Annotated in this window: 16 protein-coding genes; 11 read left to right on the forward strand and 5 right to left on the reverse strand. The window is 67.5% G+C overall.

Annotated elements, in window-relative coordinates; genetic code table 11:
- Positions 1 to 39: 39 nt before the first annotated feature.
- The 5 genes from tatC (at position 40) to EGT50_RS16970 (ending at position 5,340) form a co-directional block, all read left to right on the forward strand.
- Positions 40 to 1,014 carry a twin-arginine translocase subunit TatC gene (gene tatC / locus EGT50_RS06825; protein WP_127951873.1) on the forward strand — a complete coding sequence of 325 codons (975 nt, stop codon included), beginning with the start codon at positions 40 to 42 and terminating at the stop codon, positions 1,012 to 1,014.
- On the forward strand, positions 1,011 to 3,701 hold the full coding sequence (locus EGT50_RS06830; protein WP_127951875.1) for a DEAD/DEAH box helicase: 2,691 nt from the start codon (positions 1,011 to 1,013) through the stop codon (positions 3,699 to 3,701). The genes tatC and EGT50_RS06830 overlap by 4 nt, the downstream gene beginning before the upstream one ends.
- A gap of 124 nt (positions 3,702 to 3,825) precedes the next feature.
- Entirely contained in the window at positions 3,826 to 4,089 is a 264-nt protein-coding gene (locus EGT50_RS06835) for a DUF1876 domain-containing protein (protein WP_127951877.1), read from the forward strand.
- Positions 4,090 to 4,240: 151 nt separating this feature from the next.
- The gene (locus tag EGT50_RS06840; protein WP_127951879.1) at positions 4,241 to 4,618 is read left to right on the forward strand and encodes a PH domain-containing protein; all 378 of its coding nucleotides are present in this window, start codon (positions 4,241 to 4,243) and stop codon (positions 4,616 to 4,618) included.
- 425 nt (positions 4,619 to 5,043) lie between these two features.
- Positions 5,044 to 5,340 carry a DUF4333 domain-containing protein gene (locus tag EGT50_RS16970; RefSeq protein ID WP_164873353.1) on the forward strand — a complete coding sequence of 99 codons (297 nt, stop codon included), beginning with the start codon at positions 5,044 to 5,046 and terminating at the stop codon, positions 5,338 to 5,340.
- A 15-nt stretch (positions 5,341 to 5,355) separates the two neighbouring features.
- Here the strand turns inward: EGT50_RS16970 and EGT50_RS06850 are convergent, their stop codons facing one another.
- A complete protein-coding gene (locus EGT50_RS06850) occupies positions 5,356 to 6,315 on the reverse strand; it encodes a 5'-3' exonuclease (protein WP_127951883.1) in 960 nt (319 codons plus the stop codon).
- A 37-nt stretch (positions 6,316 to 6,352) separates the two neighbouring features.
- Here EGT50_RS06850 and EGT50_RS06855 point away from each other — a divergent pair, with 37 nt between their 5' ends.
- Positions 6,353 to 7,516, forward strand: coding sequence for a M24 family metallopeptidase (locus EGT50_RS06855; RefSeq protein WP_127951885.1), 1,164 nt, complete (start codon positions 6,353 to 6,355; stop codon positions 7,514 to 7,516).
- A 50-nt stretch (positions 7,517 to 7,566) separates the two neighbouring features.
- On the opposite strand, the gene EGT50_RS06860 is transcribed toward EGT50_RS06855, so the two are convergent.
- The gene (locus tag EGT50_RS06860) at positions 7,567 to 7,980 is read right to left on the reverse strand and encodes a PPOX class F420-dependent oxidoreductase (protein WP_127951887.1); all 414 of its coding nucleotides are present in this window, start codon (positions 7,978 to 7,980) and stop codon (positions 7,567 to 7,569) included.
- A gap of 44 nt (positions 7,981 to 8,024) precedes the next feature.
- On the opposite strand from EGT50_RS06860, the gene EGT50_RS06865 reads away from it, so the two are divergent.
- From EGT50_RS06865 to EGT50_RS06880, 4 genes are all read left to right on the forward strand, one after another.
- Positions 8,025 to 8,822: an SDR family NAD(P)-dependent oxidoreductase gene (locus EGT50_RS06865; RefSeq protein WP_127951889.1), complete on the forward strand. Its 798-nt coding sequence runs from the start codon at positions 8,025 to 8,027 to the stop codon at positions 8,820 to 8,822.
- 77 nt (positions 8,823 to 8,899) lie between these two features.
- The gene (gene cbiE, locus EGT50_RS06870; protein ID WP_127952299.1) at positions 8,900 to 10,183 is read left to right on the forward strand and encodes a precorrin-6y C5,15-methyltransferase (decarboxylating) subunit CbiE; all 1,284 of its coding nucleotides are present in this window, start codon (positions 8,900 to 8,902) and stop codon (positions 10,181 to 10,183) included.
- Complete coding sequence (cobM, locus tag EGT50_RS06875; RefSeq protein WP_127951891.1) at positions 10,180 to 10,929, forward strand: precorrin-4 C(11)-methyltransferase; 750 nt, start codon at positions 10,180 to 10,182, stop codon at positions 10,927 to 10,929. Before cbiE ends, cobM begins: the two co-directional genes overlap by 4 nt.
- Positions 10,929 to 11,672: a cobalt-precorrin-6A reductase gene (locus EGT50_RS06880; protein ID WP_127951893.1), complete on the forward strand. Its 744-nt coding sequence runs from the start codon at positions 10,929 to 10,931 to the stop codon at positions 11,670 to 11,672. Before cobM ends, EGT50_RS06880 begins: the two co-directional genes overlap by 1 nt.
- Positions 11,673 to 12,110: 438 nt before the next feature.
- Here the strand turns inward: EGT50_RS06880 and EGT50_RS06885 are convergent, their stop codons facing one another.
- Genes EGT50_RS06885 through cobG form a run of 3 tightly spaced genes read right to left on the reverse strand, consistent with a single transcriptional unit; the run spans position 12,111 to position 15,407 of the window.
- Positions 12,111 to 13,598 carry a precorrin-2 C(20)-methyltransferase gene (locus EGT50_RS06885; RefSeq protein ID WP_127951895.1) on the reverse strand — a complete coding sequence of 496 codons (1,488 nt, stop codon included), beginning with the start codon at positions 13,596 to 13,598 and terminating at the stop codon, positions 12,111 to 12,113.
- Positions 13,595 to 14,221, reverse strand: coding sequence for a precorrin-8X methylmutase (locus tag EGT50_RS06890; RefSeq protein WP_127951897.1), 627 nt, complete (start codon positions 14,219 to 14,221; stop codon positions 13,595 to 13,597). The genes EGT50_RS06885 and EGT50_RS06890 overlap by 4 nt, the downstream gene beginning before the upstream one ends.
- A gap of 19 nt (positions 14,222 to 14,240) precedes the next feature.
- Complete coding sequence (gene cobG / locus EGT50_RS06895; RefSeq protein WP_127951899.1) at positions 14,241 to 15,407, reverse strand: precorrin-3B synthase; 1,167 nt, start codon at positions 15,405 to 15,407, stop codon at positions 14,241 to 14,243.
- 209 nt (positions 15,408 to 15,616) lie between these two features.
- Between cobG and cobN the strand changes: the two genes are divergently transcribed.
- A complete protein-coding gene (gene cobN, locus EGT50_RS06900) occupies positions 15,617 to 19,231 on the forward strand; it encodes a cobaltochelatase subunit CobN (RefSeq protein ID WP_127951901.1) in 3,615 nt (1,204 codons plus the stop codon).

Raw genomic sequence — 19,231 nt, forward strand, 5'->3', positions numbered from 1 at the left:
TTCATCCCGGATCACTGCTGACCAAGGCCAGGGCAAATAGTGCGAATTCCGTTCGACCCGCGTCGGAGCAGGCGCAAGACAAACCCAGACGGCACCATGCCGCTCGTCGAGCATCTGTACGAGCTGCGTACGCGTCTTCTTATTGCTGTCGCGGCGATCGTCGTGACGACGATCATCGGCTTCGTCTGGTATTCGACCCGGATCCTCGGGATCGAGAGCCTCGGCGAGCTGCTGCGGGGACCGTACTGTTCTCTGCCGGCGGAGAGTCGAGCGGACCTCAGCCCGGACGGAGCATGTCGACTGCTCGCAACGGGACCTTTCGAGCAGTTCATGCTCCGTCTCAAGGTGGCATTGACCGCCGGGATCGTTCTGGCGTGCCCGATCTGGCTTTATCAGTTGTGGCGTTTCATCACCCCGGGTCTGCACGCGAAGGAACGCAAATATGCGACCAGTTTCGTGGTCGCGGCATCGGCGTTGTTCGTCTCGGGTACCGTCCTCGCCTACCTCGTCGTCGCCCAGGCGTTGCACTTCCTCCTGACCATCGGCGACAGCGTCCAGGTCACCGCACTCAGCGGTGCGCAGTACTTCGGCTTCGTGATCAACGTTCTGATCATCTTCGGCGTCAGCTTCGAGATTCCGCTGCTGATCGTCGCGCTCAACGTCGTCGGCGTACTTCCGTACGCGAAGTTGAAGGCATGGCGACGTGGTTTGATCTTCTCGCTGTTCCTCTTCGCGGCGATCGCAACTCCGGGTCAGGATCCATTCACGATGATTGCCCTCGCCGGCGCGTTGACGGTGCTGCTGGAGTTCGCGATTCAGATAGCGCGTCTGAACGACATGCGGAAGGCCCGGAAGGAGGCCCAGGATCTGGCCGGCCTTTCGGACGAGGAGGCGTCCTCGATCTCGGCGCCCAGCCCGATCGGTGATGTCACACCCGTTCAGCCGTCGGCGGCGCCTGGTGCCAGCTCTTCGCAGGACCACAACACTCCGCGGGACTACTCGGACACACTGTGAGGTCCAGGACTCAACTCGATGCGTTCACGCGGCAGCTGAGCTTTCCACTCGACCCGTTTCAGATCGAGGCATGTGCTGCCCTCGAAGCCGGGCATGGAGTGCTGGTGTGCGCACCCACCGGTGCGGGTAAGACGGTCGTCGGTGAGTTCGCGGTCCACCTTGCCCTCGAGTCCGGACGCAAGTGCTTCTACACGACACCCATCAAGGCCCTCAGCAATCAGAAGTACGCAGACCTGACCGACCGGTACGGCAAGGACGCGGTGGGACTCCTGACCGGCGACACGAGCATCAATTCGGATGCGCCTGTCGTCGTCATGACGACCGAGGTGCTGCGGAACATGCTGTATGCAGAGTCGCCGACGCTGCAGGGGCTCTCGCACGTCGTGATGGATGAGGTGCACTTCCTCGCCGACCGGTTCCGCGGGGCGGTGTGGGAAGAGGTGATCCTGAACCTGCCCGAGGACGTCCGTCTGGTCAGCCTGTCGGCGACGGTCAGCAACGCCGAGGAGTTCGGTGCGTGGATGGAGGCGGTCCGTGGTGACACCACGATCGTCGTGGACGAGACTCGTCCGATTCCTCTGTGGCAGCACGTCCTGGTCGGTCGTCGGCTGTTCGACCTGTTCGACGCCAAGGTGACTTCGACCGGTGGCCGTGAACTCGTCATCGACCCCGATCTGGTGCGCCATGTCAAGCGGCGCGTCGCACTCGACCGGGTGGACTCGTGGCAGCCGAGGGACAGGGGGCGTTCGAGCGACTTCCGCCCACTGACGCGGCCGGAAGTGGTCGCGCGTCTCGACGAGGAGGGTCTGCTTCCGGCGATCACCTTCATCTTCAGCCGTGCCGGTTGCGAGGCCGCTCTCACCCAATGCGTCCGTTCCCGCCTGCGGTTGACGACGCCGGAGCAGACCGCACGCATTCGTGAAATCGCCGAGAAACACACGCGGGACATACCGCGAGCCGACCTCGAGGTGCTCGGCTACTGGAGTTGGCGGGAGGCGCTGGAACGGGGATTCGCCGCGCACCATGCCGGCATGCTGCCGGCGTTCCGTGAGGCCGTGGAGGAGTTGTTCGTCGGTGGGCTCGTCCGAGCGGTGTTCGCCACCGAAACCCTCGCTCTGGGCATCAACATGCCCGCCCGCTCGGTCGTGCTGGAACGGCTCGTCAAGTACAACGGCGATACGCATGCCGAACTCACACCGGGCGAGTACACGCAGCTGACCGGTCGAGCCGGCCGACGCGGTATCGATGTCGAGGGACACGCCGTGGTGCTGTGGCGGCCCGGCGTCGAACCGACCGACGTCGCTGGTCTCGCCTCGACGCGGACTTTCCCGCTACGCAGTTCGTTCCGACCCGGCTACAACATGTCGATCAATCTGATCGACCGGATGGGTGCCGCACAATCGCGGGCGTTGCTGGAGCGGTCGTTCGCACAGTTCCAAGCGGACCGCTCGGTGGTCGGCTGGACGGGCGGGATCGAGCGCAATGAGCGGGCGTTGGGCGAGTTGCGGGAGCGTCTGGGCGGTGCGGATGGAGAGATGTTCGAGTACATCCAACTGCGGGAGCGGTTGCGGAGCCGCGAACGCATGCTCGAGCGGCAGAAGCGGGCCGACCGGCGCGGGCTGGCGGTACGGTCGTTGGCCGCGCTTCGGCGGGGCGACGTCATCGGAATTCCGGTGGGCAAGCGGTCCGGGCTCGCGGTGGTACTCGAGACCGATCAGGATCGCGCCGATCCGCGACCTCTCGTGCTCACCGAGGACAAGTGGGCGGGACGGATAAGTGCCGCGGACTTCCCGGTGCCCGCCCGTCCGCTGGGCCGGATGAGGCTGCCGCGCCGCGTGGACCACCGTACGGCGCGGGCACGCCGCGACCTCGTCTCGGCGCTGCGCAGTACTGGCATCACCGCTCCGCGGAAGCCCAAGCGAGCCAAGGGCGGACGTGAGGATGCCGAGGTCGCCGAGTTGCGGAAGGCACTGCGCGCGCACCCTTGTCATTCCAGATCGGATCGCGAGCAGCTGTGCCGGGTCGGCGAGCGGTACAACCGCCTCGATCGCGAGACCGAATCGATGCGCCAGAAGGCCGCTGCAACGACCAACTCACTGGCGCGCAACTTCGACCGGATCGTCACTTTGCTCACGGAGTGGGGATACATTGCGGCCGGTGAGCATCCCGAGGCATCTGAGGAAGGGCGACGACTCGGCCGGATCTACTGCGAGAGTGACCTTCTCGTAGCGGAGTGTCTGCGACGCGGTGTCTGGAACGGACTGACACCGGCCGAGCTCGCAGCAGTCGTCTCGTGCGTCGTCTACGAATCCCGCCAGGACGCCGACACCACCGACAGCGGACCCACCGCAGCGATCCGTCGGGCACTGGCGGAGACGGTCCGCGTGTGGGGAGAGATCAGTGCAGAAGAGATCCGGCACAAGCTTGCACCGACCCGCGAACCCGACGCGGGGTTCGTCTCCGCCGTCTATGCGTGGGCGAACGAATCGTCACTCATGGACGCGCTGGTATCGGCAGGTTCCGGGGGGAAGGAGTTGTCGGCGGGCGACTTCGTCCGATGGTGTCGCCAGGTGATCGACCTTCTCGATCAGGTTCAATCCACCGCATCCGAGCCTTCCGTCGCCAAGGCGGCGGCGCAGGCCGTCGGGTCGATCCGCCGCGGTGTCGTGGCGGTAGCCGCCACATGAGCCAGCTTTCGGGAGTTGAGAGGTACCGAGGGCCCTACCGGATCTCGTCGCAAGGATGTTGACTGGCCTTGTGTAGGCCTTTCCTCCGCATTTCGTCGTGGCGCTACACGAGAGGAGTTTGGACATGGACGCGAAGCAGTGGACCGTGGATATCTCCATTGATGAGGATGAGCGGCAGACTCGGTCGACTGCGCGACTGCATGCCGGGGACACCACCTTCGTCGGTGTGGGGTTGGCGCGTAGAAACCCGAGTGACCGGAACGTCCCGGAGATCGGCGACGAACTAGCGACGGCCCGTGCCCTCGCGGACCTTTCGCACCAGTTGATCGACGCCACAGTCAGCGACATCGAGGGGATCACGAATGCCCCGGTGCATCTCACCGAGTAGCAGCGGGTAACGGGGCTCGCACCGCTCTCGTACGTCACGGTGATCGGACGGCGGTGCGCGGATGTTCCCGTGCGCGGGGGCCGACGGGCCGCATCGGCCTGGATCCTGCGTAGAGTGTCGATGAATCTACGCAGGGAGGAGACCCGCCGCAATGGGTTTGATGGATGGGTTGATGGGCAATGCGGGGGTCATCGACCCGGGTACGGCCAACGAAGAGTTCGGCAAGTTGCTGGGGCACGGTGAGCAGATCCACGGGGCATACAGGCTGGTCCGCGATTCGTTCGTGTTCACCGATCGCCGTTTGATTCTCGTTGACAAGCAGGGCATCACCGGCCGCAAGGTCGAATACCACAGCTTCTTCTACAAGTCGATCACCCACTTCTCGGTCGAGACGGCGGGATCGTTCGACCTCGACGCCGAGTTGAAGATCTGGATCTCGGGCTCGGCGACCCCGATTCAGAAGCAGTTCTCGAAGGCCGTCGATATCTACCAGGTTCAGGCTCTGCTCGCGCACTTTGTTGCGTCGTAGGCCGGCGGTACCGGAGGCAGCGCCGTACCGGAGATAGTGCAGTACCGGAGACAGTGCAGTACTGAAGACGAGGGAGATTCGATGTGAGCGGAACCCAGGAACCGAACGAATCGAACGATCAGTGGCAGGCGCCTCCGGGGCCGCCGCCGACCGCGACCGGGCAGTTCCAGCAGCCGCTGCCGACTGCCCATGCAGCTGACCTTCACCCTGGCGGCGCGTACGCCCCGGCACCAGGACACCCGCTTCCGCACGGACAGGCCTCTGCCTGGGCTCAGCCGAATCCCGGTGCGCCCGTTACGAATCAGTATGCCACGCAGCCGTGGGGCGGTCAGCCCGGGTACCCACAGGGCCAGTTCATCGGAGGGCCACCGAATCAGTGGGTTCCGCCCTCGGGACCATCGTCCGCCGACAGGATGAAGCCCTGGATGTGGGTCGGAGTCGGTCTGGTCGCGGGTTTTGTGATCGCAGTCCTGGTACTGCTCGTCGCTGGAGTCTTCGGTGAGAAGACTCTCGACCAGGCGGCCGTGCAAAAGGGTGTCGAGGAGATCGTCATCGAGTCGTACGGTGCCCGTACCGTCACCGGCGTGAGCTGCCCGCCCGAGCAGAAAGTGATACCGGGGGCGTGGTTCGAATGCGACTTGACGGTGGACGGCAGGCCCAGAACGGTGAGGGTGACGTTCACGGACACCGACGGTACGTACGAGGTCGCTCGGCCCAAGTAGGTTGCCGCCGAGTGGCTACGGGAGTTCGGCGGTCTGGCTGGTGGCTGCGCAGGCGGCCACCAGCCGGGCAACGGAACGTTCGATGGCGAGACCGGCGGCGATGCGGGCGAGCCGATCGGCATGGACCGGGCTCGCCGGCAGCCTGTCGGGTCGCGAAAGCTGGACATCGGCATCGGTGACGACCCTCACCACGGGCAGGGCCGCGTCGATGTAGTCGGCGGCGCCCGACAGTTTGGCGCGGACCCCCTTCGCGATATCGGTGGTCGGGTCCAGCGCGGCCGCCCGGAGTTGCCCGAGGGAACCATGCCGTAACAGCAGTGTCGATGCGGTCTTTTCTCCGACCCCCTTGACCCCGGGCAGGCCGTCGGACGAATCGCCTCGCAGCAGAGCAAGTTCGGCGTAGGCGTCACCCGCACGGTGCGTGGGTATCCCGTATCTCGTGGAGACCTCGGCGGGCCCGAACAACTCGGCCTTGGCCAACCCGCGGCCCACATACAGCACCCGGACAGGAACCGGATCGTCGGAGACGACCTGAAGCAGGTCCCGATCGCCGCTGACCACCACGACGTCGTCCTTCTTCTCCTGCGCGGCAAGGGTTCCCAGTACGTCGTCAGCCTCGAGCCCGTCGGCGCCGGCGGTCGCAATGCCCATCGCGTCCAGAACGTCCATGATCATGTCGACCTGTGGAGTGAGGGTTTGCGGGACGTCCTCGACGGTGCCGTCCGACTGTTCCGCCACACGATGCGCCTTGTACGAGGGCACGGCATCCACCCGGAATCGGGGGCGCCAGTCCAGATCGAGGCACACCGCGAGCCGGGACGGCTGCGTCCGGGTGATCAGCGCGGCCACCATGTCGGTGAATCCGCGCACAGCGTTGACAGGACGGCCGTCCGGGGAGGTCATCGATTCGGGCAATGCGTAGAAGGCCCGGAACCACAGACTTGCACCGTCCAACAGCAGCAATGGCCCAGTCATGCGCCCCATCCTGCCAAACGGCACTAGCCTGATCCCCATGAGTTCCGAGAGTTCGCACAGCGCCGCGTTCGACCGCGCCGACGCATCCCGGTTCCCAACCGCCGTGTATGCGGACCGACTGGCCCGAGCGGCGCAGGTCGCCGAGCGGTCCGGGATCGACGGTCTCCTCATCACCCCCGGACCCGATCTGCGGTATCTGATCGGGTCGCGTGCGGACTCGTTCGAACGGCTGACCTGCCTGGTCGTGCCGTCGGACGGAAGCCCGCCCTCGGTGGTGCTGCCGCGTCTCGAGCTTGCATCACTGGGGGACTCGGCCGTTTCCGAGCTCGACCTTCCCGTACACGATTGGGTGGACGGCGTCGACCCGTACGAGCTGGTGGCATCGCTCTTGCCGGAGGGCCCGCGTACCGCGGTTGCCGACGCAATGCCGGCTCTGCATCTGGTTCCGCTGATCAGGCGTTTCGGCGCGGTACCCGTGCTGGCCACCGGCGTGCTGCGTGAGCTACGGATGATCAAGGACGAGGCCGAGATCGAGGCATTGCGCCGCGCCGGCGCTGCGATCGACCGCGTGCACGCGCGGATGGACGAATGGTTGCGGCCGGGACGGACCGAGGCCGAGATCGCCTCGGACATCAGCGCCGCGATCCTCGCGGAGGGGCACACCGAGGCGGCGTTCGTGATTGTCGGCTCTGGTCCGCACGGGGCCGATCCGCATCATGAGGTGTCCGATCGGGTTATCGAGTCCGGCGACATCGTGGTGATCGACATCGGCGGGCCGGTCGAACCCGGCTACAACTCCGACTCCACCCGCACGTACAGCGTCGGCGAGCCGGATTCGGGGGTGGCGGACAGGATCGACACACTCGCGGCGGCCCAACGCGCCGCGGTCGAGGCAGTGCGCCCCGGCGCCACGGCCGAATCCGTCGACGCCGCGGCTCGCGACCTCCTCGCCGAGGCCGGACTCGCGGATGTGTTCGTGCACCGCACCGGCCACGGTATCGGCCTGTCGGTTCACGAGGAGCCGTACATCGTTGCCGGGAACACGATCACACTCGAACCGGGAATGGCCTTCAGCATCGAACCGGGCATCTACTTTCGCGGACAGTGGGGCGCACGGATCGAGGACATCGTCGTCGTCACCGAGGACGGGTGCGAGCCGATGAACCGACGCCCGCGCGGGCTGACGGTCCTGCCCGGCTGATTTCGTCGTCGAATAGCCGGTCCAAACAGACGATTCCACGGTGCGGTAGTTCACCGTGCGATGAGGATTGCGGACCCCATGACGCGCTCGACGGAGATCTCGACGACGACCCTGGTCGGGTTCTCGCGGGGCGTGCGGTACCGGGCCGCGTAACGCTCCTCGGCGTCCACGACGGACTCCCGATCCGAAAGGACACGGGCGGACCCCTCGAGTGTGAGCCAACGACCACCGTCGACCTGGCTGACCGCGCCGTAGCCGCCGCGGTCGGCGTTGCGGGCCTTCTGGGACGCGTCGTTCGTGATGATCCGGACGAGTCGGGCTTCAGGATCCCATGTGAAGCCAACGGCCACGACGTGCGGCGTGCCGTCCTTGCGCAAGGTCGTCAGGGTCGCCAGATGTCGCTCGGTGAGGAACGTCGCGGCTTCGGCGGTCAGGTGGGAGGGATCGGACGGGGTTGGAGCCATGCCCCGACGGTACTCGAGCGGCGCGAATCCGTGACACTGAAGGCATGACACCGAAAGGCACGACACCGAGAGGCTCGAGTGGCACGGACAGAGGGACGGACGCCGCGCCCGGATCGCTGGTGCTGCTGGGCGGCCGCAGCGAGATCGGGCTGGAAGTAGCGCAGCGGTTGGCGTCCGGCCGGGTAGTGGTACTCGCCGCTCGGCGCAGTGATGACCTCGAACGGGAGCGGCAGGTCGTGTTGGACGCGGGCGCAGCCGAGGTGCACTGCATCGAGTTCGAGGCCGACCGGGTCGCCGACCACCCGGCGGTGTTGTCCGTGATCGCCGAACGGTACGGCCCCATCGGCGTGGCAGTCCTCGCGTTCGGTGTTCTCGGCGATCAGGCCCGCGCCGAACGGGACGCGGGCCATGCCCTCGCAGTCCTGCACACGGACTACGTCGCCCAGATCAGCGTGCTGACGCATTTGGCGAACCTGATGCGGGCGCACGGGTCGGGACAGATCGTGGTGTTCTCGTCCGTAGCGGGTGTGCGCGTGCGGCGCGCGAACTACGTGTACGGATCGGCGAAGGCCGGCCTGGACGGTTTCGCGAGTGGACTGGCGGACGCCCTGCACGGCAGCGGTGTCCGACTGCTTCTGGTGCGCCCAGGATTTGTCATCGGCCGGATGACCGAGGGCATGAAGCCCGCTCCGCTGTCGAGCACCCCGCAACAGGTGGCCGACGCGGTCGTGAACGGCCTGAGCAAGGGACGCGAGCGTGTTTGGGTGCCTTCGCTGCTTCGCCCGGTCTTCTTCGTGATGCGGCTACTGCCGCAGTTCGTGTGGCGGCGGATGCCCCGGTGAGCGAAGCGAACCGCTCCAACGCCGTGAGCGAAACGAGCCCCGACAGCGCCGTGAGCGAAACGAGCCCCGACAGCGCCGTGAGCGAAGCGAACCCCGACAGCGCCGTCACGGACCGGATCGTCGTGGTGGGTATAGGCGCCGACGGCTGGGATGGCCTCTCCCCGCGCGGAAGGCGCGCTGTCGAGCACGCCGAAGTGCTGATGGGTTCTCCGCGCCAGCTCGCTCTGGTCCCGGAGTCGGCCGCGGTGCGTGTGCCCTGGCCGACACCTATGCTTCCGGCGATCGCCGAACTGTTGGAGAAACATCGTGGGCGCCGCGTGTGCGCGCTCGCCAGCGGGGACCCGATGTTCCACGGCATCGGGGTGACGCTGGGACGGATCCTCGGGCCGGAACGGCTACAGGTGATCGCGCACCCGTCGTCGGTGTCCCTGGCGTGCGCACGGCTGGGGTGGGCGCTGCACGAGACCCCTACCGTGAGCCTCGTGAACCGCCCGGTGGCCACGCTCGCTCCGGATCTGCTCGACGGTGCACGCCTGCTGGTTCTCTCGAACGACGAGCACACCCCCGCTGCGGTGGCCGGCGTATTGTGTCGCAGTGGCTTCGGCGACAGCCGGGTCGTCGTGCTGGAGCAGCTGGGTGGACCGGGGGAGAATGTCGTCGAGGGCGTCGCCGCGTCGTGGGATCTTCCCGCAGGGGACCCGCTCAACGTCATCGCGGTGGAGGTTCGGGGCGCGGGCGCATTGCGTCTGACCCGGACCCCGGGGCTGCCCGACGCGGCCTACAGTGGTGACGGGCAGATGACAAAGCATGAGGTCCGTGCGCTCACCCTCAGTGCGCTCGCTCCGGCTCCGGGTGAGGTGCTGTGGGATGTCGGCGGCGGCTCCGGAACCATCGGGATCGAGTGGATGCGTAGCCATCCCCGGTGTCACGCCGTCGTGTTCGAGCGCGAGGAGTCCCGAGTCCAGCAGATCCGCGACAACTCGGCCGCTCTCGGCGTTCCCACGCTTCGGGTGTCCGCAACCGCACCCGAGGCCTTCACGCGGGAGAGTTCCGTGCCGGACGCGATCTTCGTCGGCGGCGGCGTCACGCAGCCCGGCCTGCTCGACGCGTGCTGGGGCCGGTTGCGGCCGGGTGGGCGCATGGTGGTCAACGCCGTAACCACCGAAGCGGAAGCGCTGGTGTTGCAGTGGCATTCCGGACGCGGGGGAGCGTTGCGCAAGTTCCAGATCTATCGTGGTGAGCCGCTCGGGGGATTCACGGCATGGCGGCCGCAGTTGCCGGTGACGCAGTGGACTGTCACCAAGCCAGGGGATGGCCCAGGGACTGGCCCAGGGAATAGCACTGAAAGGGATGCACCATGACCGTCCACTTCATCGGAGCCGGACCAGGTGCCCCTGACCTGATCACGCTGAGGGCTTCGCGCATCATCGCCGAATGCCCGGTGTGTTTGTACGCGGGCAGCCTGGTGCCCGGGGAACTGCTGACGCTGTGTCCCGACGACGCTGAAGTGATCGACACCGCCCGCATGAGTCTCGACGAGATCATTGAGGAGCTCATTGCCGCGGATGCCGCCGGCCGCGACGTCGCCCGCCTGCATTCCGGTGATCCGTCGATCTATTCGGCGGTGGCCGAGCAGGTTCGTCGGCTCGACGCCGCCGGCGTCGCCTACGACATCGTGCCCGGTGTTCCAGCGTTCACTGCTGCTGCCGCCGCGCTCGGTCGGGAACTGACCGTCCCGGGTGTGTCACAGTCGATCGTGCTGACCCGGGTGTCCACGCTGTCGACTGCGATGCCGCCGGGCGAGGATCTGCGCTCGCTGGGGCGCAGCGGCGCAACCATGGTGGTGCATCTCGGCGCACACCGGATCGAGCAGATAGTCGAGGAGTTGTCGGAGAACTACGGATCCGATTGCCCGGCAGCGGTGGTCGCGTTCGCGAGCAGGCTCGACGAGATCGTCGTGCGCGGCACACTTGCGACACTCGTCGAACAGGTCCATGCTGCCGGGATCACCAAGACGGCCGTGGTTTTCGTGGGCCGCGTCCTCGCTGCCGAGGGTTTCCCGGACAGCTATCTGTACTCGGCCACACGGCCCCGCGGCACCCACTGATGCGTCGAGTCCTCGTCCTAGGAGGCACTTCCGAGGCACGGATGCTCGCCTCCCGGCTCGACCAGGATCCGACGCTGGAGGTGATCTCATCGCTGGCCGGCCGCGTGCGTGAGCCGGTTCTTCCTACCGGGCGGGTACGGATCGGTGGCTTCGGCGGCGCAGGGGCTCTGGCAGCGTGGTTGCGGACCAATGACATCGATGCGGTCGTCGACGCGACTCATCCGTTCGCCGGTCGAATCACCGCCAACGCCTCTGCCGCAGCTACCGAGGCCTGCGTGCCGATCCTCGTGCTCCGTCGCCCCGAGTGGGTCGCCGGCCCGCGCGATCACTGGCATGAAGTCGCGGATCTGGCAGCGGCGGCTGAGTCGGTGCCGACCGTGGGGGAGCGGGTGTTCCTGACAATCGGCAGACAGGGCGTCGGCGCGTTCGCCGACTGTCCGGGATGGTTTCTGGTCCGGGCAATTGATCCGCCTGAAGCCAGGATGCCCCGTGACTCCGAACTTCTACTTGCCCGTGGACCGTTCACGGTCGACGAAGAGCTCACGCTCATGCTCGAGCACCGCATCGATGTGCTCGTAACGAAGAACAGTGGGGGAGAACTCACTTCAGCGAAGCTCGAAGCAGCGCGCGCGCTGGGGGTGCCGGTTGTGATGGTGGCCCGGACTCCGATCCCACCGGGGGTGCAGTCGACGGCTGATCTCGATTCTGCAGTCCGCTGGGTTTCCGAACCGCATCGATGTTGATCCGCGAGCCGGCGGGTGTCACCCTCGGCGTCACCTCGGGTGCCACCCCGCATACGGACATCGGTACGGGACGGAACACCAGGAATACTAGAACCTAGGCCACGTACATCACCAACTACCAATCACCGCCACTCGCCACACAACTTCCTCACCTCAATCAACTAGGTGAACCAGTCCTGGTTGAGTGCCCGATCTCGACCGTCTCGCCAGGAGACCGCCGACGATCGAGGCCGTGGCGAAGATCGCCCGTCACTTGCTCGCAGACAGCGGCCTCCGCCTCGGGGGAGAAGACGCCGGAAGCTCCGCCGCCGACTACCACGCCATCGCCGTCACTGGGACTGTTCTCAATCTCGGTCATATCGGCACCATCGCCCGACGTCCTCGCGTCTTGCAAGAAATCATGCCGTTTCGGCAAGAATCCCGGCCGCCGACGGTCCTTCAGCCCGGGTAGTGCCGCGGCGTGAAGACCCGTGGACCTCGTGCGCTCTCGACGACCGTGGTTGTCGACGAACCGACGATCAGTAGGCACCGCATGTCGACGTCGGCGGGATCGAGGTCGGCCAGACCGACGATCTTGACCGACTCCTGCGGACCGGCGATGTCGCGGCCAATGATCACGGGCGTGTCGGGGGAGCGGTGCTCGAGGATGAGGTCGCGCATTGCGGCGACCTGCCATGTACGGGACTTCGACGCCGGGTTGTACACGGCGAAGGCCATGTCCGCGCTTGCGACCGCGGAGATGCGCTTGGCGACGATGTCCCATGGCTTGAGCCTGTCCGACAGCGAGAGCATCGCGTAATCGTGGCCCAGCGGGGCGCCGACCCGGCTGGCGACCGCGTTCGCGGCGGTCACGCCGGGCAGCACCCGGACCGGAACGTCCTTCCACTGGTCCTCGGACGCGACCTCGAGCACGGCGGCGGCCATCGCGAACACGCCCGGATCGCCGGACGAGACGACCGCGACGCGGGCACCGTGCTTGGCCAGATCGAGCGCCATCGCCGCCCGTTCGGCCTCGACGCGGTTGTCGCTGGCGTGCCGACGCTGCCCTGGCCGCACCGGGACTCGGTCGATGTAGGTGGTGTATCCGACGAGATCGGTGGCCTGCGCCAACTCCTTCCGGACCTGCGGCGTCGTCCACGTCCGGTCACCGGGGCCGAGTCCGACGACGACCACCTCGCCACCGACGGGTGGAGCGTCGGGGCGACTGTTCACCGGGCTCGGGACGATCGCGATCGAGAAGTACGGCACGTCCGCGTCGTCGACGTCGTCGGCCGAGGCGACTCGCTGCCGGTCGGTGCTGGCGCGTTCGACGTAGCGAGCCTCGTCGATTCGTCCCGCATCCTTCAATGCTTGGCGTACAACCGGATAGGTGCGTCCGAGCTTCATGATTGCGGCGGCGTCGGTCTCGCGCAGGCGTCGGGTCAGTTCGTCCTGCGGCAGGGTGCCCGGCAGGACGGTCAACACCTCCTCGCCCTCGACGAGCGGCTCGGAGAGGGCGGCGGACGCGGCGCTGACGGAGGTGACCCCGGGGATGACCTCGACCTCGAACCGGTCGGCCAACCGCTTGTGCATGTGCATGTACGAGCTGAAGAAGAGCGGGTCTCCGGCGGCTAGGAGAGCGACACTGCGCCCCGCCTCGAGATGCGCGGCCAGACGCTCGGCGGACTGTTCGTAGAACTCGTCCATCGCTGCCTGGTAGCCGCCCGGATGGTCGATCGTCTCGGTGGTTACCGGGTAGATCAGGTGCTCCTCGATCTGTCCCTCCCGCATGTACGGCGCGGCGACACCACGAGAGATGCTGCGGCCGTGCCGCGCACTGTGGAATGCGATGACGTCGGCCTCACCGATCACGCGGACCGCCTTGACCGTCATCAGTTCGGGGTCGCCGGGTCCGATCCCGACCCCCCACAGCTTTCCGGTGCTCATTCCCTTTCACTCGCAATCGCGTTCAGCGCCGCCGCGGTGATCGCGCTGCCGCCGCGGCGACCGCGAACCACCAGGTACTCGAGGCCGCTGGGGTGCTCGATCAGAGCCTCCTTGGACTCGGCGGCGCCGATAAACCCCACGGGCCCGCCGACTATCGCAGCGGGCCGCGGCGCGCCGGCCTCGAGCAGGGTCAGCAGGTGGAACAGGGCAGTGGGTGCATTGCCGATCGCGACAACCGCACCATCGAGTTTGGCGCCCCACAGCTCGAGTGCGGCCGCCGAGCGTGTGTTGTCGATTGTCTTGGCCAGCACGGGTACTCGCGGATCGTCGAGCAGGCACAGCACGTCGTTCCCGCGCGGCAAACGTTTGCGGGTCACCCCGGCTGCGACCATCTTCGCGTCGCACAGGATCGGTGCGCCACGGCGCAGCGCTTCGCGGGCGTCGGCGACGACGTTCGGGGTGAACGCGACGTCGGCGGCGAGATCGACCTGACCGCTCGCGTGGATCATCCGGACGACGGCCTGCGAGACGTTGGCGGGGAATCGGGCGAGGTCCGCCTCGGCTCGGATGGTTGCGAAGGATTGACGGTAGATCTCCGCACCGTCGCGGATGTAGTCGATCATGCGCCACACCATAGAGGCATCACGAGGGGCCGTTCTCGGTGCCGTCATGACGGCTCGCCGTCGAGCGGTACCCGTCGGGACCCGCGACGACGTCTGTTACCTCGCCGTGGGGCCGACCGCACTTACGATCGCACCCCGACCAGTGCTGACGGCCCTGCGTGGGCAGGTCATCGCCCTCGATCGCGGCCCGTGCGTCGGCCCGGACGTCGGTGTGCGACCTGGCGCAGCCCGGTTGCCCCACACATGCACTGACCTGAAGGTATGGCGAGTTCTCATCGAAGATCAGGCCCATCGGTGCGAGCACTCGGACCACCTGTTCGGCCGTCCACTCGTCGAGATCCGACAACAGCACCGACCGCCAGGGGGTGATCACGATCGGTTTCTCCACCGCGGCCAGGAACTCCGCGAGCCGGGCGGGGAGTGTGCCGAACGCGAGGCCACCTGCGAGCGTGACTCCGCCGTCGGGTTGGTCGAGCCATCCGATGGGGCCCGGTCCTGGCGCGTCGGGCAGCGCGAGGGGTTCGCCGTCGTTTTCGAGCCCGAGTCCTTCGAGGACCCGTTCGGTGCCACCGGGGACTTCGCTCAAGCGCCACGCGTCACCGCGGATCTCGTCGAAGGTGCGCGCCGCCGTCAGCAGCACCTCGACAGCGTCGATCTCCGCCAAGCGTGCACCGGTGTCCGCACCGGCCAGGATGAGCGCGAACCGCCCGTCCGAGAGCGCATGGACTCCAAGGTCGCCGCGCAAGCCCGATACGTCGCCGCTGCCGTCGTCGATCGTGAAGAGGGTGCGACCCGGCAGGTCGGCTAGTGCCGGATCGTCGCACAGCCCGCGGTCGAGCGCGGTGACGAGGCCCCGGACGTCGGCGTGCCCACCTATACGGCCGGACAGCGGCGAGGCGAGAATGTTGCGGACCCGCTCGTGCGTCGTCGACGGCAGCAGCCCGACAGCCTCGATACGCCGGGCGAAATCGTCCGGATCGCGCAGCGCGCGCAGCTGCAAGTTGCCGCGCGAGGTCAACTCGATCTCCCCCTTGCCGATCTCCTGGGCGGCTGCGGCCAGCGCCTGGAGCTGAGGCGACGTGACGACGCCACCGGGGATGCGGACGCGGGCGAGGGGGCCGTCGGCGGCCACGTGGACCTGGAGGGCGCCCGGGCATTTGTCGGGGCCGGAGCGTGGAGATGGCACGCATCCAGGCTAGAGAAGTGCGGGCCCGGTGCGCGAACGGGTGACCGGTAGCATCGTGCGCGACTGCGGCAGGAGAGGAAGCCGGTGGGATTCCGGCGCGGTCGCGCCACTGTGAGAGTCAGACCCTCTTCCGCCGTCCGAACCGCTTCCGGGAGTCCCATCTCGTCGGAACCTTGCCGTGGGGCGCGAAACCCCAGAAAGGCTGAACAGTGATCCTGCTGCTGTCGACCTCCGACACCGATTTGCTCAGTGCTCGCGCGAGCGGCGCCGACTACCGCTGGGCCAACCCGGCGCGCCTGTCGGTCGACGAGGACCTGCCGGGATTGCTCGCCGGGGCCGACCTCGTGGTGGTGCGCATCCTCGGCGGCCGGCGGGCCTGGGAGGACGGCATCGACGCCGTGCTGGCTTCCGGGCTTCCGACGGTCGTGCTCGGTGGCGAGCAGGCACCGGACGCCGAGCTAATGGAGAGCTCCACTGTGCCGGCGGGCATTGCGTCCGAGGCACACACCTACCTCGCCGAGGGCGGCGCCGACAACCTCCGGCAGCTGCACAACTTCCTGTCCGACACGGTCCTGCTCACCGGGCACGGCTTCGAGCCCGCCGCGCATCTACCGAACTGGGGGGTTCTCGAGCGCGAATCCCGCGTGCTGGAGGGCCCGACGGTCGCCGTGCTCTACTACCGCGCCCAGCACATCGCCGGGAACACCGCGTACGTCGAGGCGCTGTGCCAGGCGGTCGAGGACGCCGGCGCGAACGCGCTTCCGATCTTCTGTGCGTCGCTGCGCACCGCGTCGCCGGACCTGCTCGACACCTTGCGTCGGGCCGATGCGTTGGTCGTGACCGTCCTCGCCGCGGGTGGGACCAAGCCCGCGAGCGCGCAGGCCGGTGGCGACGACGAGGCGTGGGACGTCGCCGAACTCGCTGCGTTGGATGTGCCGATCCTGCAGGGCTTGTGTCTGACCAGCAGTCGGCAGGCGTGGGAGGCCAATGACGACGGACTCTCACCGCTCGACGTCGCGACCCAGGTTGCGGTCCCCGAGTTCGATGGGCGTCTGATCACGGTCCCGTTCTCGTTCAAGGAGATCGACTCCGAGGGCCTGACCACCTACGTCCCGGATGCTGAACGTGCGGCCAGGGTCGCCGGGATCGCGGTGCGGCACGCACGGCTGCGGCGAATCCCGAACACGGAGAAGAGGATCGTGCTCATGTTGTCGGCGTACCCGACCAAGCACGCCCGCATTGGCAACGCCGTGGGCCTCGACACTCCGGCGAGTGCGATCGCGCTGCTGTCGGAGATGCGTGCCGCCGGCTACGACCTCGGTCCCGTCGACGGTGAGGGGGCGCTGCCCGGTCTCGCGGCGAAGGACGGCGACGCGCTCATTCATGCGCTCATCGCGGCTGGCGGTCAGGACCCGGACTGGCTCACTGCCGCGCAGATCGAGGGCAACCCGATCCGCATCGACGCCGACCGGTACCGCGAGTGGTTCGATGCGCTGGCTCCGGACTTTCGGGAGGACGTCGAGGGACACTGGGGGACCGCGCCCGGCGAGTTGTACGTGGACCGGTCGTCGGATCCGGAGGGTGAGATCGTCATTGCCGCGCTGCGCGCCGGCAACGTCGTGCTGATGGTGCAGCCGCCCCGGGGTTTCGGGGAGAATCCGGTCGCGATCTACCACGATCCGGATCTGCCGCCGAGTCACCACTACCTGGCCGCGTACCGCTGGATCGCCGCGGAGGAGGCCGCTGGGGGTTTCGGTGCCGACGCGATCGTGCACTTGGGCAAGCACGGCAACCTCGAGTGGCTGCCCGGTAAGACACTCGGAATGTCGGCGTCCTGTGGCACCGACGCCGCGCTCGGCGATCTGCCGCTGGTGTACCCGTTCCTGGTCAACGACCCGGGTGAGGGCACGCAGGCCAAGCGCCGCGCCCACGCGACCCTGGTCGACCATCTGGTCCCACCGATGGCGCGCGCGGAGACCTACGGTGACATCTCGCGGCTCGAGCAACTGCTCGACGAGCACTCGAACATCGCTGCTCTGGATCCGGCGAAGCTGCCGGCGATCCGTCAGCAGATCTGGACGCTGATGCGCGCGGCCAAGATGGACCACGACCTGGGCTTGACCGAGCGTCCCGAGGAGGACGTGTTCGACGACATGCTGATGCACGTCGACGGCTGGCTCTGCGAGATCAAGGATGTTCAGATCCGCGACGGCTTGCACGTCCTCGGGCGTGCTCCCGAGGGCGACGCCGAGGTGGAGTTGGTGCTTGCGATGCTGCGGGCCCGGCAGATGTGGGGCGGCGAGCAGTCGGTGCCGGGCCTGCGGGAGGCGTTGGGCCTGAGCGAGTCCGAGGTCGGTGTGGACGGAGCCGAGGCCCGCGGGCGGGTCGACGAGGTCGAGGCGCAGGCGCACGCGCTGGTGTCCGCGATGGCTGCAGCGGACTGGGATCCCACGGCCGCCGATCGGCTGTCCGACGACGAGGTGGTCCGGCAGATCCTGCGGTTCGCGGCGACGGAGGTCGTCCCGCGGCTGCGGCAGACGTCGGGGGAGATCGGTCAGGTACTTCATGCACTAGAAGGCGGCTTCATCGCTGCCGGCCCGTCCGGTTCACCGCTGCGTGGTCTGATCAACGTGCTCCCGACCGGCCGCAACTTCTACTCGGTGGATCCGAAGGCCGTGCCGTCCCGGTTGGCGTGGGAGACCGGCCAGGCGATGGCCGACTCGCTCGTACAGCGTTACCGCGCCGACCACGGCTCGTGGCCGAGGTCGGTGGGCCTGTCGGTGTGGGGCACGTCGGCGATGCGCACCTCCGGCGACGACATCGCCGAGGTGTTCGCGCTGCTCGGTGTGCGCCCGGTGTGGGACGAGGCCTCCCGCCGTGTCACCAGCCTCGAGGTGATCGACCTCGCCGAGCTCGGTCGCCCGCGCATCGATGTCACGGTCCGCATCAGTGGGTTCTTCCGGGATGCGTTCCCGCACGTGCTGGCACTGCTCGACGACGCCGTACGTCTCGTCGCCGGGCTCGACGAAGCGCCGGAGGACAACTACGTCCGGGCGCACACGCAGGCGGATCTGGCGGAGCACGGCGATGATCGACGCGCCACCACCCGTATCTTCGGCTCGAAGCCGGGTACGTATGGCGCGGGTCTGCTGCAGTTGATCGACTCGAAGAACTGGCGCGACGACGCGGATCTTGCTCAGGTGTACACCACGTGGGGCGGTTACGCGTACGGCCGCGGGCTCGACGGCGTACCGGCGTCGGAGGACATGCGCAGCGCGTACCGGCGGATCGCGGTGGCGGCCAAGAACACCGACACCCGCGAACACGACATCGCCGACTCGGACGACTACTTCCAGTACCACGGCGGCATGGTCGCGACCGTGCGGGCGCTCACCGGTAAGACGCCCGAGGCATACATCGGCGACAGCACCCGCCCCGACACCGTCCGGACCCGCTCACTGTCGGAGGAGACCGCTCGCGTCTTCCGCGCCCGGGTGGTCAACCCGCGTTGGCTCGAGGCGATGCGCCGCCACGGCTACAAGGGAGCCTTCGAGATGGCCGCGACCGTCGACTACCTGTTCGGCTACGACGCGACCACCGACGTCGTCGCGGACTGGATGTACGAGAAGCTCGCCGAGACGTATGTGCTGGACGAGCAGAACCGCAAGTTCATGTCCGAGTCCAATCCGTGGGCGTTGCACGGCATCTCCGAACGGCTACTCGAGGCCGTCGAGCGGGACATGTGGGAGGAGCCGTCCCCCGAGGTGCTCGAGGGACTGCGCCAGGTGTACCTCGAGACCGAGGGTGATCTCGAGGGGGAGTAG

The organism is Rhodococcus xishaensis (genome assembly GCF_004011825.1).
GTDB lineage: Bacteria > Actinomycetota > Actinomycetes > Mycobacteriales > Mycobacteriaceae > Prescottella > Prescottella xishaensis.

Bases quoted from the DNA above. Each gene is read 5' to 3' on its own strand.
- EGT50_RS06835 (WP_127951877.1), top strand. From the start codon at position 3,826: ATGGACGCGAAGCAGTGGACCGTGGATATCTCCATTGATGAGGATGAG.
- EGT50_RS06840 (WP_127951879.1), top strand. From the start codon at position 4,241: ATGGGTTTGATGGATGGGTTGATGGGCAATGCGGGGGTCATCGACCCG.
- EGT50_RS16970 (WP_164873353.1), top strand. From the start codon at position 5,044: ATGTGGGTCGGAGTCGGTCTGGTCGCGGGTTTTGTGATCGCAGTCCTG.
- EGT50_RS06850 (WP_127951883.1), bottom strand. From the start codon at position 6,315: ATGACTGGGCCATTGCTGCTGTTGGACGGTGCAAGTCTGTGGTTCCGG.
- EGT50_RS06855 (WP_127951885.1), top strand. From the start codon at position 6,353: ATGAGTTCCGAGAGTTCGCACAGCGCCGCGTTCGACCGCGCCGACGCA.
- EGT50_RS06860 (WP_127951887.1), bottom strand. From the start codon at position 7,980: ATGGCTCCAACCCCGTCCGATCCCTCCCACCTGACCGCCGAAGCCGCG.
- EGT50_RS06865 (WP_127951889.1), top strand. From the start codon at position 8,025: ATGACACCGAAAGGCACGACACCGAGAGGCTCGAGTGGCACGGACAGA.
- cobM (WP_127951891.1), top strand. From the start codon at position 10,180: ATGACCGTCCACTTCATCGGAGCCGGACCAGGTGCCCCTGACCTGATC.
- EGT50_RS06880 (WP_127951893.1), top strand. From the start codon at position 10,929: ATGCGTCGAGTCCTCGTCCTAGGAGGCACTTCCGAGGCACGGATGCTC.
- EGT50_RS06885 (WP_127951895.1), bottom strand. From the start codon at position 13,598: ATGAGCACCGGAAAGCTGTGGGGGGTCGGGATCGGACCCGGCGACCCC.
- EGT50_RS06890 (WP_127951897.1), bottom strand. From the start codon at position 14,221: ATGATCGACTACATCCGCGACGGTGCGGAGATCTACCGTCAATCCTTC.